Origin of the sequence: Mycoplasma suis str. Illinois (genome assembly GCF_000179035.2) — a bacterium.
Lineage (GTDB): Bacteria > Bacillota_I > Bacilli_A > Mycoplasmatales > Mycoplasmoidaceae > Eperythrozoon_A > Eperythrozoon_A suis.
Genome location: NC_015155.1, coordinates 543,855 through 558,195 on the forward strand (window position 1 = coordinate 543,855; position 14,341 = coordinate 558,195).

Below are 14,341 nucleotides of genomic sequence, written 5' to 3' on the forward strand. Positions count from 1 at the left end.
TCTAATGAAACTTTTTGGGACAACTAACTATTACCCACTTGTTTCCTTCTTCATTCCTAAAGTCACATTGTTTCTTCAGGAAATCTATATTCAATCCACTTGAAAGTTCAGGATTTTGAGATTCTCACAAATCTCCCATGATAGGTTCTTGACCTATCATATTTTTTATATTGTCCTCGCTCCTAGCCCTTATTCACAATTCAGTTTTCGATTGACCTTCTTTTTTCGCAATATTTTGCGATCAAGAAGTTAAACAATTTCCTGAATCATCCCCTACTCTACCTAAACTTTCTTCCTTCTTAAGCCCTTCTTTTTCTTTTTCAGAAATTCTACAAACCTTCTGCCCACCATCCCCCAAAATCCACACAAGCTCCCAAAATACCCTCTCCTCTGCAACATAACTGGGAAGTAACAGCTTACTTAATCCATAACCTCCACCACCTAGGGTGGTTATGGATATAAAAGTTAAAGCTGTAACTTTAACAGCCTTCAGAGTTAATCCAATCTATTAATGTCTCAAATTCCAAAAAAGGAATAATTTAAACATTTTGGAATAAAGAATTAAGGAGAAGGTGCTTGTGACTGTAATGTTTTGGAAAGCTCTTTAGGGCATCTAACTATTACTCAATTACCTTCTCCTTTATCTCTGAACTCACAATTATCTTTCAGGAATTGAATATCCTTATTATCTGCTTGAGAAAACTTAGGATATTTAGATTCTTCTAGTAGATCTCCCATTAAGGGTTCTCCAGCTATTAAATCTTTAATAGCTTCTTCACTTTCTCCTCTCATTATTCATTCAGTGTCTAACCTACTGTCTTTTTTAGAAACATTCTCAGATCATTTAGTTAAACACTCTCCACTATCCTGTTCACCTTTAATTACTTTTTGCTTAAGGGAAGATTCCCTTAAGCTTTTTTCTTCTTTAGTTAATAATCTACAAAATCTTTTATTTCCCTTATCGAGAATCCATACAGATTCTCAATATACCTTTTCTTCTGGAACATAATTTTTAAGTACTAATTTACTTAGTCCATAGCCTCCACCGAGGGAGGCTATAGAGAAAGTAGTAATTAAGGAAACAACTTTTAAAGTCTTCAAATACTAATTATTGTTGTTTAGAAGTTAAAGAAGAATTTTTTAGACATTTAACTGTTATTCAGTTATTTTCTTCTTTAACTTCACAATAATTCTTTAGTTTTTCAACATCTATAGATTTGGAGTTAGTGCTGGAAGAAGGAGTTGTTTCATTAGGTTTTGGGTTTGGAGAGGACTCTTTATCCATCTCTTCAATTAACTTTTCTAATCCAATGACATCACCTAAAGGTTCATTGGAAAGTAACTTATTAAAGTTATCTTTCCCTTGACCTCTTATTCATAGTTCTGTTTGGTGTTGCTGCTTTGCAACACTATCAGAATCAGTAGTAATTCCTTCTACTGATTTATTGATATCTGTAGAGCCAATAATATTATTGGCTCAATAAGTAGAACAAGAATTTAAAAACTCTTGTGAATTATGACTACTTATTACTTTTTGAATAAAAGAACTTATATCTACTTCTTTTTCAGGTTTCTCTAGAAGTTGACATTGTTTGGAACCATTTTTACTGTTAACTCTAACAGTTTCTCAGAGTACTTTTTCTTCCTTGACATAATTGGGGAAAACAAATTTACTTAAACCATAGCCTCCACCTAGGGAGGCTATAGTTACTAAGGAAAGAGTTACAACTCTTAAAGTCTTCAAAAATTATTTATCTTATAAATTCAATAATTTAGTGAAGACTTTAAGGGGAAAAGTAAGTAAAAAAATTAGCTCACTCTATTTTATTAATGAAATAAATTAAACTTTTTTCTTTCCCTAACTCTCCCATAGGGAGAGGAAAAATCTTTAATTAGTTATTTATGAAATATTTTTCTTGGGGCACTTTACAGTTATTCAATTATTTTGTGATGCTTCTTCAACATCACAAAATTGCTTTAAAGATTCTGTGGTGGCACTTCCATCAAAACTATCTAATCCCAAAATATCTCCAAGACTTTCATTAGTTAATAACTTCTGAAAGTCTTCCTTTCCCTTACCTCTTATTCATAACTCTTTTTTCTCTTTATCTTGTTCTTTATTCCTTGTATTTGATCCAATAACACTATTGGATCAATAAGTAGAACAGGTCTTCTTGACTTTGTTATTTTTATCTCAATTCTTGATTATTTCCTCTAAGTTATCTCCTTCTTTTAGTTGTTCTAGAAATTCACATTTTCTAGAACCATCTGCACCCACTCTAACAGTTTCTCATAGTACTTTATCTTCCTCAATATAGTCGGGGAAGATAAAGTCTTTAGAAAAATAACCTCCACCAGCAAAAACAATTAAGGAGGTTAAAGATAAAGAAGCTAACTTAATTGTTTTTGTGATGTTCCTTTTTTTCTAATTCCTTTTAGTGACGGAAGGACATTTAACAATTACTCAATTAGTTTGTGATGTTCCATCAACATCACAAACTTTTTTCAAATCTTCTATTGTGTAATTAGAAGACTCACTAGAAGAATCAGGAACACCTGATTCTTTTTGGTTACCTAAATCTTCTAGTACTTGGATTCCCTGATAGTTTTCTCCTATTAGTAACTTATTAATTATTTCTTGAGTTCTTCCTCTTATTCAGAACTCAAGAACTTGTAAGGATTCTTGAATATTATTTCCTATATCTTTTCCTACCAATCCATTAGATCAAGAAGTAATACAGATATCCTGAATTACTTCTTCAGGCTTTTTAGAAACTTGTTCTAATAGATTGGGTATATCTTCTTCCTTTTCTGGTTTTCGCAATAATTGACATCTTTTAGTTCCGTTATTGTGGACTCTAACAGTTTCTCATAGTACTTTATCTTCCCCAACATAATTGGGGAATATTACCTTACTTAGTCCATAACCTCCTCCAAGGGAGGCTATTGTGAAGGTAGTTAAAGTAACAATTTTTAAAGTTTTCAAGTTATTGCAACAAAAAGATAAATCTTGAAAGCTTTAAAGAAAAAAGAAAGATATTAGTTTATTTTTTAGTATTTATTGGGTTTTCAGTTGAAAACCCTATTAATCAGAAACTAAATTTATATTCTTTTGATTGCCCCAATATAGGTAATTAATCAAAAGAATATTTATAGATATTCTTAAGAAAGTGTTTGAGAGTTTTTAAGACATTTGATAGTTATTCAATCACTTTCTTCTTCTACTTGGCATTTATTTTTCAAACTATCTACTGTAGTTTGAGGGTCAGTAGATGAAGAAAGTTCAGATAATGGAGATCTTGGGGAGGATTCCTCTTCAAAAACTTCAATTTGATTGAAGTCTTCTTGAGAAAGCATTCCATTAAGTATTTCTTTACTTTTTCCTCTTAACCAATACTCTACTATCTTGTCATCTTTACCTTGAACCTTTTTCCCATAAATACTATGGGATCAAGAAGTAGAACAAGATTCATTAACTTTTTCTTGTTCTACTTGTTTCAAGGTAACTTGATGTAAATCTTTTTGTTCTTTGTTTTCTTGTTTTAAGAGTATTTGGCATTTTTTATTTCCATTACCAAATACTCTTACAGTTTCCCAGAGTACTTGCTTGTCATCAATATACTTGGGGGATATAAATTTATTCAATGTATATCCCCCTCCAGCAACTACAACTAAAGAACTAAGTAAAAGAGTAGTTAACTTAATTACTTTCAAAGTAATTTATTTAGTTAACTACTCTTTTCTGCAGAAACTGAATTTTTCTTAGTTTCTTTAGAACATTTAAGAATTATTCATTGACTTCCATCTTTCTTATTGTCTACATGACAAATGTCTTGTAGACTATTTACTGTATAGCCAGAATCTGTAGATTCTTTAGTACTAGGTTCTGGAGGATCTTGTTTTTTCTTTTGCAATTCATCATCTAATTCTTCGAATACTTCGACATTTGCGAAGTATTCGTTTTTTAATACCTTATTAATAATGTCTTCTGTTCTACTTCTGATCCAGTATTCTAGAATCTTGTTCTTTTTATCTGGGACTGTTTTCCCAGATATATTACTTGATCAATAAGTAGCACAATACTTATTGATCTGGGAAGAAGATTCTCAAGTTTTAAGTATTTTCTCTAAATCTTCCTCTACCTTTAGTTGTTCCATATAGTTACATTCTTTAGTTCCATTACTATGGACCTTTACTGTTTCTCATAGTATTTTTGAATCTTCAACATATCTGTTGAAGATAAATTTATTGAGGCTGTAACCTCCTCCTAGAGTAACAACTAAAGAACCTAAAGTAAGTGAAAACAGTTTAGCTGTTTTCAAACTTACTCTATATTACTTTCTTATATAAGTTGGTTTCCACTAGCATGGAAACCAACTATATAGAAAAAACTAAATCAGTTCTATTGTGATTTTTGAAGTGAGACACATTTAGAGCTATCTGTGCTTTCTGTATTTCTACAGATAGCAGTATTTACTAATCCTTTGTAATTAGTAAATACAATAACTTGATTTTTTAGAGTTTCTCACTCTTTACTTAAAACTACTAAAAATTTTTTTAGTTTATTTAATTGTTCTGTTTGATTTTTAGTATCTTCTTGAACATTATTAGATTTCTTCAGTAAATCTTTAGAAAGATAATCTAAGAAATTTATGTTTATTCCCAGAAAGGAAATAAATTTATTCAAATCTATTTTCCTTTCTGAAAGATCCATTCTCAAATACATATTTTGATTGAGAATTAAATTTAACTTTTTTACTTCTTCTGAAAGTTTCCCTTTAATTTCTTCTAATGTTTTCTTTGCCTTGGCCCCTTCTTGGCCTTCAGCGCCCCCCCCTCGAGGACGAAGAAGATAATTCTTCACTAGTTCTTGAACCCTCAGAACAAGTTTGCCCTTTATTGTCTATTGCGCAAACAAAATTACTAAATGATTTTTTTCATGATTCAAAAACTTTTTGATCTAGTTGACTCAATAAGTTATCTAAATTACTTAATATTCCCTGCGCAGCAGTTCAATCCATTCTAGACTTATTCAATTTAGATAACTTTTCGAAAGTTTCTGATAATTTACTCATAAGCTCAAGATGTTTTTTAAAAAGAGTCTTTAATTTTTCTTCTGAACTTGAAATGGAAGATAAAGTTTCTTCCATTTCTTTACTTTTAGATGTTTTGTTTTTATCAGTTTCTTCTGATACTTCTCCCAAAAGAAGAGAAAGAGGAGTCAATACTCCCAATCTTTCTTTTTCTTCTTTAGAGAAGTTATCTAACTTTTGTGAACTATCTAAAGATTCAGAAGAGGAAAAAAATAAATCATTTAATTTTTTTCCTGAAGAATCTTTAATACTTAGAGGTATTAAATAAGTAGATAATCCTATAACTCCAAAAGTGAGAGTGCTTAGAGTAAGTATCTTAGAAAATAAAAGAATCTTAGTTAAGTATTACTTTTGGAGTTAAGTTAAATATTAAGAAAAAGGGCATCTTATGCCCTTTATCTTTTCTATTTACTTGGTTTCTTTTTCTTCTTCTTTTTGTCTTCTTTCTTCCTTCTTAAGTATTTCTTTAATAATTCTTTTTACATCTTTAGAAAACTTTTTATATGCTTCTTCATCTCTGGCAAAGTTTTCTAAAGAAGAATTATTTTGAATTAAAAGCATATCCTAAAAGAAAGAGTTAAAAAGTTTGAATGTGAATTCAAACTTATTTAGTAATTTTTTATCACTATCTTTTAAATCTTTAGTTACTTCAGTTAATTTAGAAGATACTTCTTCTAAATTCTTTGAGCCAGAAATAATATTTTCTTTTTCATTCTTTATTTCTGAAATTGAAGAACTCAAATTCTTATTTGAGTTACTGGAAGATACAAAAGTAGTTATTCCTGCTGTTCCAGTAGTTAAAGATAGTAAAGTTATTAACTTAAACAACATCTTTGACTACTGGTCTTCTTTTAAAAACCTATAAATTTCTAAAATATTTTAAACAAAAATAATTTTTATTTTGTCAACTCTTCAACCACTTCAGTTACTCCTAGTTGCTCCATTTTTTCTAATAATTTAACAGCTACCAAAAGCTTAATTTCGTCATGAATCTTTTTTAAAGATTCTTTCAAACTCTTCTTCTTTTCTTCTTCTGCACCTTCTCTACTCTCTTTTTCATTCTCAATTATTCTGAACATATGAGCTTTTCATTCAACTTCATTATCAAAAAGTGCACTAAAAGGGTTTTCTTGTCAATTTTCTCCTCAACCAAAATTTCCTGATTCACTTTTCTTTTTATATTTGTAAAGAATGTCTTCATTTTCAATATCTCAATGTATTTCTTTTAATTTTTGAAGTATATTTTTAATTTCTGTTTTCTTTTCTTCATTTCTAGTTGCCTCTATATTTCTATTCCCTTTACCCAATTTCTCCACTAATTCTTCAGATCTTTCTTGCAACTCCAAATAACTTTTGAGGAAATCTTTCAAAGCTTTTCTTTCACTGTTATTTAATTCTGTCACTTTACTTGTTCTATCCTCAAAACAGTAGTATCCTCCTTTCTCGTTATTGACACATCTTCCTAATGAATTTTCACTAATTTCATGTTCTTGTATTTCAGACACCATCGGAATAATATCCGTTCTATATTTTTTGACTTTTGAAACTGCTTTAACATAATCTTCTTTTAAATTATTCAAACTCTCCAAAGCTTCTCTAACTACTCTTATTTGTTTTTGTTCTACGCCTGAAGCTCCTCCTTCTCTCTTTATCTCTCTTCTGATTTGCTTTACTGCTACAGCAAAACCTGTTTGACTTAATTCAGAAGAGAGATCTGATAAAGCAGGAAGTTGTTCTTGATTATCTAGATGAATATTGGTTAATTGAGAATTCAGCTGAGCTGAATTATTAACTAACTCTAAGTATTGAGAGTTATTTTCAGAGAACTGTATTCTTTCTTTAGGGTCAGTCCCTAAAGAAGTAGTAGAACTATTACTTAATGTATTTAAACTACTAAGACTTAAGTTATTTGGTGAAGGACTAAAGTAGTCCTGAACAATATTACTTTTAAGTACAAATGGAATTGCTGTGGAGTTCGCTCCCGCAAAAGCAATTAGGGAGCCAATTAATTTGTACTTAAGTTGCATTAATACTTCTATGTAACTTAAGAGAAGTTATCAAAGTTAAAGATTTCAAAAACAAATAACTATATAGAGAGGGAATAATAAATCCCACAAAGGGATTTATATATTCTCTAAAGTTATTTATTTCTTTAACTTTTGAATATTTGTTTAGTAAGTTACTAATTGTTATTTGGTAAGTAATAAAAACTAGATTATAAACTATTGGATTTTGGGTTTTTAAGTTTTTAATGGTTTTGGTATATGAAATGCCAAAACTTAAATTAAATTTTTGTATTTAAAAAATAATTTAGTTAATTTAAATTAGTCTTTACTTTCTTTAATGATTTAAGTGTGGTTAAAAAAGATTATTTTCTGGCTTTAGATTTTGAATAATCTTTTTTAACTAAAAAGAAATAAAAGTTATCTAACTATTGATTTTGTTGAAATTAAAAATACTATAAGAAATATTCCTTTGAGAGGGCTTTAAAAAGCCCTCTTAGGAAAGAACTACTAAATTATCCTACTTTAAGAATGATAGCTATTATTAGACCATAAATAGCTACTGATTCACAGATAGCTGCTCCTACAATAAATTGCTTAAAAATAAGTGTTTCTACTTCTGGGTTTCTAGCTAAAGCTTCTATAGCTTTACCTCCCATATAACCTTGAGCTAGTGCAGCACCTAGACCTGCTAGTATAGCTATACCTGAACCTATATTTTTTCCAGTATCTTGATTAAAAAATAAATTATCTTCTAAAAATCTATCGAAGATATCTCTTAAAGAAGTAATTCAGTGAGAAGACAAAACTATTTTTGAATTACTTTATTTTTATATCTTTCTTTTTTATTTTCTAAAAAAGAAAGAAAAAGAGAATAATTTATTTACTTTTTAAAGATTAGTTTTGATTAAAGATAGTTTTTGAAAGAGAATCAAATTTTTGAGGAGATAATAACAAACTATTTTGGTTAAACAAAAACATAGTATTAGGTCTTATATAAACTGAAAACATTCTTTTGAAGAAGGAACTATAAGATCCTTCTTCTTTGAAATTATTGTTTCCTAGGGAGTCATAATTAATAGCTCTATCTTGTAACTTAAATTTTTCAAATAGATTTTCTCCTTTAACTAAGAAAACTATATTAAGAGAAACCAATAGTACTGTTATTAAGGCAAAAACAAACATTCTACTACTGGGTAGAGCCCAGTAATGATTGCTAAGTACTACTGGTTTCTTTGAGTGAAACACTTAAAGCCTAAAAACTTTTTAATAGATTATATATTAACTTTTTATGCCATTTTTATGTTGCGAAAATGGCAATAAAAAGATTAGGGAGAAGAGAGTAAAAATTCATGTGTTTTTTAGAAGTCAGTTGTAGTATTTAGCATTTTTGAAAATCGCTGCCACGCAGCGATTCAGCAATGATGGCGACGGGACCGGAACCAAGGCCATGCTTGATTCCGAGAGTAAGTTTGAGAAAGTCCAAGGAATCTGGTTTGATGACATTGATTGGGGTGTTGATGTGAGTTACGACAAGGTGAATGAAGGTGAAAGTGCTGAAAGTGATTGTGTCTATTTGGATAGTAGTGGATATGCATATGGATGCAAGAAGGTAAATGGATGAAATGATGGAAATAATCAAGGTACAGCATTTCAAAGGAGACTGGGTAAAGAAAAGATTGGGTTACAGAAAAATGGTTGAGGAATGATGGTTGGAAAGGTGTCTTTTGTTATGGGGTTGATTGAGATGGTTAAAGGGGATCGGAGTAATGGAGGAGGGGAGAGATTTGAGAATAAATGAAATGAGTGATTTGAAGAAGATAGTAGTGAAAAAAGTTGTTTGAAAGTTTCCGAAGAGGAGAAAAAGAGAGGGAGTAGTGAGAATCACAAATATGAGAAGAAGAAGTGCAAATGAAAGTTGAGGGAAGATAAGAGGAGAAGTGTTTTAAGTATCTTTAAAAAAGTATTTGCTGATGAAAAGACATGAGCTGAAAAGAGTTTCAAAAAGGAACATATAAGGGGGTTGTGTGAGGAAAAGAGTAAATGGCAGGAAAGTAATTTTGGAAGTAATGGAGGAAATGTTATGGAAAGAATAAAAGGAGAGCTCAAAAATACTCACTGTAATAAGTGGGAGAGTAATTATGGAGGTGGAGGAGGTGATTATGTAAAAGGATGAAGTGTTAATGGAGAAATCAAAGTTATTGAGGGTCAAGTATTTGAGTTTGGCGAAGGAAGTAGAGAGGGTGATACGGAACTACTTGCTTTCGAAAAAGAAGGTAATGGATCAGATGTTTTTAAGGATGAAAAGGGGGAGGGAAGAACAAATGAAAAAGTTACTGCTGGTGACTGACTTAAGTCAGCTCGCTGAGATGGTAAGCTAGGCGATCAAAGTTGTAGTAGCGTAGAACAATGAAGGACTAGGTTTGATTCAAAAGCAGGAGGGAGCAGTAATGATTGCTTGAGTAGTAGCGGGAGTGGAAAGGAAGGGAAAATAAGTAATAATTGATTACATGATCAAGACTGAGAGAAAATTAAGAAAAAATTTGGATTTATGAAAAAGAGTGAAGAGAATAAATGTCAATGATTAATGAAAGAACCATTTACTGGTAGGGAACATAAAGATCTAAGACCAGAGCATACTATGGTAATGGGTTTCAGATTGGAAGGTTCTTTCATTAATTACTAGTAAAAGTATGTAAAGAAAGTAGATTCGCTGCCACGCAGCGATTCAGCAATGATGGCGACGGGACCGGAACCAAGGCGATGCTTGATTCCGAAAGTAAATTTGAAAAAGTTCAGGGTATTTGATTTGACGACATCGATTGGGGTGTAAATGTGAGTTATAGAAAGGTAGATGATGGAGAGGATGCAGATGATGATTGTGTTTATTTAGCTAGTGGTTACGCATATGGATGCAAAAAAATAGGGGTTAAGGAGAATGAAGGTACTTCATTTCAACAAAGAGTAGGTAAAGAGAAAGTTAAGTTGAACAAAAATGGATGAGGTTTGAAGATTGGTAAAGTGGCTTTCTCTATGGCGTTAGTTGAAATGGTTAAGAAAGATGAGAGGAAAGGGGAATTTTCAAAAAAATGAAATGATTGATTTGAAGAAGATAATGAAGAGAGTTGCTTAGAGGTTACCGATAAGGGAGGCGGAAGAGAGCACAACTATAAAAAGAGGAAGTGTAAGTGAAAGTTGAAAGAAGGTAAGAAAAAAGAAGCTTTAGAAATTTTTAAAAAAGTATTTGCCGATGAAAGTGGCTGAGCTAGAAAAAGTTTTAAAAAAGACACAATTGATGGTTTGTGTAAAGATAACAGGAAATGAATAGCAAATGATTTTGGAAAAGATGGAGAAAAGGTTATGAATGAGGTAAAGGAAAAGTTTAAGAAAGCTCACTGTAAGAGAAACGAAGGTGAAAGTAATTATGGAAAAGGAGGAGATTATGTAAATGATTGAAGTGTAAACAGCAGCATAAAAGTAATTGAAGGTGAAGTATTTGAATTCGAAGGGGATAAAAGTAGAAGTGACAAAGAACTACTTGCTTTCGAAAAAATGGGCGAAGGACAAGATATTTTTGGGAAAGAAAAGGGAGGTAATAGAAAAATATCAGCAGGTGACTGATTAAAAGCTGCTAGATGAGATGGAACTTTAGGAGATCAGAGTTGTAATAGCGTTGAACAATGGGAATCGAGGAAATGAGGGGTGGGAGATGACCAAAATCAATGTGCAAAGGGGAGAGATGGAGGAGATAAAAAATGAATACATGATCAACGATGGGAGAACATTAAGAGAAGGTTCGGACTAGGGAAGAGTAGTAATAAAGATAACTGTCAATGACTAATGAAAGAACCATTCAAAGGAACAAGACATGAAGATCTAAGGCCAAAACACACTATAGTAGTGAAATTTCTTACTGATTTCTGAAAAATGTTTTATTTTGAGGAAACAATAATTAATTCCCTCCCCATTAACTAACTTCTTCGCTTTATTAATAGGGCGGGCTTCCCGCCCCACGCCCGTTTTTTACTTCTTATTCATTTTTTAAAGAAAAAATTGTTAACTTAATTTCTTTTTTTAATCGCTATTAAACAACGATTCAAAAATTAAAAAATGGAATTCTTGAGCATTGCTTGATTCCGAAAGTAAATTTGAAAAAGTCCAAGGTATTTGGTTTGATGACATTGATTGAGGTGTCAATGTTGGTTACAGAAAAATAAGTGAGGAAGGAAATGAGCAAGCTGAGAGTGATTGTGTATATCTAATGATTGGATATGCGAGTGGATGTAAAAAAGTAAATGGTGAAGTAGAAGGAAGGGAAAGGTACAGCCTTCCAAAGAAGGCTTGGTAAAGAAAAAGTGAAGTTAATAAAAACTGGATGAGGATTAATGATTAGTAAAGTAACTTTTTCTGTAGCTTTAATTGAGATGGTTAAAGGAGGAAGTAAGGAAAATGAAAAGTTTAGTGAACAATGAAATAAATGGTTTGAAAGGGAGGAAAAGAACCAAAAGAGTTGTTTAGAAGTTACTAGAGATAAAAGTAAGGGAGATAGTGAAGAGGGAAAAGATAACTATAAATATGAAAAGAAAGAATGCAAATGAAAGTTAAGGAAAGATAAGAAAAAAGATGCAGTAAGTATTTTTAAGAAAGTTTTTGGGGATGAGAGATCGTGAGCCAAGAAAAGTTTTAAAAAGAATGAAATAGATGGGTTATGTAGTGGTGGTGGCAGTAAATGACAAAAAGATAAGTTTGGAAAAAATGAGGATGAAGTTGTAGAAAAAGTAAAAAATGCGTTTCAAGAAACGCATTGTGAGAACGGTAGAAATAAATATAGAGGGACGAGAAATGGAGAACATGTTAATAACTGAGAGACAAGCAACAATATCAAAGTAATTGAAGGTGAAGTATTTGAATTTGGAGAGAAAGACAATAAAGAATTATTGGCTTTCGAAAAAGAAGGAGATGGTAAGGAGGTATTTGAAAAAACAGAAGAGACAAAAAGTAGAGAAGGAGTAACTGCGGGTGACTGACTAAAACTAGCTAGATGGGGAGGTAGTAGAGCTGATCAGAGTTGTCATAGTGTTGAACAATGAGAAACACGAAATGATGAGGGAGCTAATTCAGAGACCAATCAATGCTCTAAGAGCGAAGATGGAGAGGGAGGTGGTAAGTGACTAAATGATCAAAACTGAGAAAACTTGAAAGGATGGTTTGGGCTAGGGAAAGAAAGTAACTGTCAATGACTAATGAAAGGATTATTTTTGGAATAACAAAAAATATGTAAATATATATTGTTGATCGCTGCCACGCAGCGATTCAGCAATGATGGCGACGGGACCGGAACCAAGGCCATGCTTGATTCCGAGAGTAAATTTGAAAAAGTCCAAGGTATTTGATTTGATGACATTGATTGGGGTGTTGATGTAAGTTATGACAGGGTAGGGAATAATGAAAAAGCTGAAAATGATTGTGTCTATTTGGATAGCAGTGGGTATGCATATGGGTGCAAAAAAGTAAATGAAAGGAATGGAAACGGTAATCAGGGTACGGCATTTCAGCGAAGAATAGGTAAGGAAAAAATTGCATTACAAGATAATGGTTGAGGGATAATGGTCGGTAAAGTGTCTTTTGTTGTAGGATTGATTGAAATGGTTAAGGGAGATGGGAATGGTGAGGAAAGCTTTAATAACAAATGAAAGGAATGGTTTGAAAAAGATAACGATGGAAAAGGGAAATGTTTGGAAGTTACTAGAAAAGATAAGAATAAGAGAGGGACAGGGGAAGGAGAGTATGAATATAAACCTAAGAAGTGTAAATGGAAATTAAAGGGGGAGAAAAAAGAGGCTGCAGTGAGCGTTTTTAAAAAAGTGTTTGCAGATGAACCTAGATGGGCTAAAAAGAGTTTCAAAAATGAACACATGAAAAATTTGTGTGGGGAGAAAAATTGAAATGCAGATAATTTTGGAGGGAATAAGGAGATGATGGGGGCGGTAAAACATAAGTTCATTAGTAATGTTTGCGAAGGAAAAAGTTGAAAGGAAGAGGGGTATGTTGAAAACTGAGATACTAATGGGAGCATAAAAATGATTGAAGGTCAGGTGTTTGAATTTGGGAGGGGAGGAAGTAATAATGGAGAACTATTAACTTTCGAAAGGGAAAGCGAAGGTCAAGATATTTTTGGAGGGGAAGAAAAAGGGGAAGCGGGAGGTAGAGGAGTATCACCAGGTGACTGACTTAAATCAGCTCGTTGAGATGGTAAGATGAGTGATCAAAGCTGTAGCAGTGTAGAACAGTGAAATGCTAGATTTGATGCGGGAGCTGAGAATGGCAGGAATGATTGCTTGAGTAGCGAAGGAGGTAATGAGAAGAAGAGCAACAAATGATTACACGATCAGAGCTGAAAGGATATTAAGAAAAAATTTGGGTTCGGTAAAAAGAGCGAAAAGAATGAATGTCAATGACTAATGAAAGAGCCATTTACTGGGAGAGGACATGAAGATCTAAGACCAGAACATACTATGGTAATGGGTTTCAGATGTGGGTCAAAGATCTTGCGGATCGATACCGAAGGTAAAAGTTAGAAGGATCCTCAATCAAGGAACCATGATTAATGTGCGAGTCGTGTTTTCAATTTTTAGCAAAATTTTCCATTTTTAAACCCTTCGAAAGCCTTGATTTTCAGGGCTTTTGTTCATTTTTGACTACTAATTTTTTTCAACTACCCGACTTTTCAAAAATTAAATTCTTTTAAAATCCTTTTTTAATGGCTGAATAATCAGCCATTCATCTTTTTTAAATACTTATTCTGGTAATTTCTTATACCAGAATCTTTAATTTTTACTGTTCTACAACACTAATTAGTTAAATTTCTTCTTCTTAGAGAGCTGACCTAGGTCAGCTCCTTTCTTTGTGTAGCTATATATTTCTATTTATTTTTTCTCCAAAAATATTCTTTCTAGTATCTTCTTTCTCGAATACGAGTAACTTCAATGTCATTAAATTAGATTCCCTTATAGCTTTTTCGAATTTACCCCACCTCTTTTTCTTTAGAACACCTGTAACTCAAAAGGTTCCCCCCCCCCTTCTAGTCGTTGCAATTGCAACGACTAAAAAATAAAACTAAATTACTTTAAAGAAAAAAATAACAAATAACTATTTTTCGATGTAGTTAGAAATTAAATGAAAGAAAAAGTTAACTGAAATAAATAAGTGTATGTTAAATCAAATAAATTTAATTATTATTTTTTA

Annotated in this window: 19 protein-coding genes; 6 read left to right on the plus strand and 13 right to left on the minus strand. The window is 31.8% G+C overall.

Features of this window, described 5'->3' with window-relative positions:
• Nucleotide 1: 1 nt before the first annotated feature.
• The 8 genes from MSU_RS03305 to MSU_RS03340 all read right to left on the minus strand — a co-directional run bounded on the left by MSU_RS03305 (nucleotide 2) and on the right by MSU_RS03340 (nucleotide 4,864).
• A complete protein-coding gene (locus tag MSU_RS03305; protein ID WP_013610046.1) occupies nucleotides 2-367 on the minus strand; it encodes a hypothetical protein in 366 nt (121 codons plus the stop codon).
• A 194-nt stretch (nucleotides 368-561) separates the two neighbouring features.
• On the minus strand, nucleotides 562-1,101 hold the full coding sequence (locus tag MSU_RS03310) for a hypothetical protein (RefSeq protein ID WP_013610047.1): 540 nt from the start codon (nucleotides 1,099-1,101) through the stop codon (nucleotides 562-564).
• Nucleotides 1,102-1,108: 7 nt separating this feature from the next.
• Complete coding sequence (locus tag MSU_RS03315; RefSeq protein WP_013610048.1) at nucleotides 1,109-1,744, minus strand: hypothetical protein; 636 nt, start codon at nucleotides 1,742-1,744, stop codon at nucleotides 1,109-1,111.
• Between the two features lie 156 nt (nucleotides 1,745-1,900).
• Nucleotides 1,901-2,278: a hypothetical protein gene (locus tag MSU_RS03320; RefSeq protein ID WP_013610049.1), complete on the minus strand. Its 378-nt coding sequence runs from the start codon at nucleotides 2,276-2,278 to the stop codon at nucleotides 1,901-1,903.
• Nucleotides 2,279-2,425: 147 nt separating this feature from the next.
• On the minus strand, nucleotides 2,426-2,986 hold the full coding sequence (locus tag MSU_RS03325; protein WP_013610050.1) for a hypothetical protein: 561 nt from the start codon (nucleotides 2,984-2,986) through the stop codon (nucleotides 2,426-2,428).
• A 176-nt stretch (nucleotides 2,987-3,162) separates the two neighbouring features.
• Complete coding sequence (locus tag MSU_RS03330) at nucleotides 3,163-3,714, minus strand: hypothetical protein (RefSeq protein WP_013610051.1); 552 nt, start codon at nucleotides 3,712-3,714, stop codon at nucleotides 3,163-3,165.
• A gap of 14 nt (nucleotides 3,715-3,728) precedes the next feature.
• Complete coding sequence (locus MSU_RS03335; protein WP_013610052.1) at nucleotides 3,729-4,322, minus strand: hypothetical protein; 594 nt, start codon at nucleotides 4,320-4,322, stop codon at nucleotides 3,729-3,731.
• Nucleotides 4,323-4,402: 80 nt separating this feature from the next.
• Nucleotides 4,403-4,864, minus strand: coding sequence for a hypothetical protein (locus tag MSU_RS03340; protein ID WP_013610053.1), 462 nt, complete (start codon nucleotides 4,862-4,864; stop codon nucleotides 4,403-4,405).
• Between the two features lie 35 nt (nucleotides 4,865-4,899).
• On the opposite strand from MSU_RS03340, the gene MSU_RS03345 reads away from it, so the two are divergent.
• Nucleotides 4,900-5,361 carry a hypothetical protein gene (locus MSU_RS03345; RefSeq protein WP_043885173.1) on the plus strand — a complete coding sequence of 154 codons (462 nt, stop codon included), beginning with the start codon at nucleotides 4,900-4,902 and terminating at the stop codon, nucleotides 5,359-5,361.
• A 140-nt stretch (nucleotides 5,362-5,501) separates the two neighbouring features.
• On the opposite strand, the gene MSU_RS04670 is transcribed toward MSU_RS03345, so the two are convergent.
• The 5 genes from MSU_RS04670 to MSU_RS03365 form a co-directional block, all read right to left on the minus strand.
• Entirely contained in the window at nucleotides 5,502-5,654 is a 153-nt protein-coding gene (locus tag MSU_RS04670) for a hypothetical protein (protein WP_158304039.1), read from the minus strand.
• Nucleotides 5,655-5,657: 3 nt separating this feature from the next.
• Nucleotides 5,658-5,924, minus strand: a complete 267-nt coding sequence (locus tag MSU_RS03350; RefSeq protein WP_013610056.1) for a hypothetical protein — start codon at nucleotides 5,922-5,924, stop codon at nucleotides 5,658-5,660.
• A gap of 65 nt (nucleotides 5,925-5,989) precedes the next feature.
• Nucleotides 5,990-7,120 (minus strand): hypothetical protein, encoded by a 1,131-nt coding sequence (locus tag MSU_RS03355; protein ID WP_013610057.1) that lies wholly within the window; start codon nucleotides 7,118-7,120, stop codon nucleotides 5,990-5,992.
• A 491-nt stretch (nucleotides 7,121-7,611) separates the two neighbouring features.
• Nucleotides 7,612-7,878 carry an ATP synthase F0 subunit C gene (gene atpE, locus MSU_RS03360; protein ID WP_043885225.1) on the minus strand — a complete coding sequence of 89 codons (267 nt, stop codon included), beginning with the start codon at nucleotides 7,876-7,878 and terminating at the stop codon, nucleotides 7,612-7,614.
• Nucleotides 7,879-7,993: 115 nt separating this feature from the next.
• Nucleotides 7,994-8,251 (minus strand): hypothetical protein, encoded by a 258-nt coding sequence (locus MSU_RS03365; protein ID WP_237696889.1) that lies wholly within the window; start codon nucleotides 8,249-8,251, stop codon nucleotides 7,994-7,996.
• 295 nt (nucleotides 8,252-8,546) lie between these two features.
• On the opposite strand from MSU_RS03365, the gene MSU_RS03370 reads away from it, so the two are divergent.
• The 5 genes from MSU_RS03370 to MSU_RS03385 all read left to right on the plus strand — a co-directional run bounded on the left by MSU_RS03370 (nucleotide 8,547) and on the right by MSU_RS03385 (nucleotide 13,674).
• Entirely contained in the window at nucleotides 8,547-9,782 is a 1,236-nt protein-coding gene (locus tag MSU_RS03370; RefSeq protein WP_043885174.1) for a hypothetical protein, read from the plus strand.
• Between the two features lie 77 nt (nucleotides 9,783-9,859).
• Complete coding sequence (locus tag MSU_RS03375; RefSeq protein WP_013609340.1) at nucleotides 9,860-11,071, plus strand: hypothetical protein; 1,212 nt, start codon at nucleotides 9,860-9,862, stop codon at nucleotides 11,069-11,071.
• A gap of 151 nt (nucleotides 11,072-11,222) precedes the next feature.
• Entirely contained in the window at nucleotides 11,223-11,444 is a 222-nt protein-coding gene (locus MSU_RS04820; protein ID WP_013610061.1) for a hypothetical protein, read from the plus strand.
• Nucleotides 11,445-11,451: 7 nt separating this feature from the next.
• Entirely contained in the window at nucleotides 11,452-12,363 is a 912-nt protein-coding gene (locus MSU_RS03380; RefSeq protein ID WP_013610062.1) for a hypothetical protein, read from the plus strand.
• A gap of 81 nt (nucleotides 12,364-12,444) precedes the next feature.
• A complete protein-coding gene (locus MSU_RS03385) occupies nucleotides 12,445-13,674 on the plus strand; it encodes a hypothetical protein (protein ID WP_043885226.1) in 1,230 nt (409 codons plus the stop codon).
• The last annotated feature ends 667 nt before the right edge of the window (nucleotides 13,675-14,341 follow it).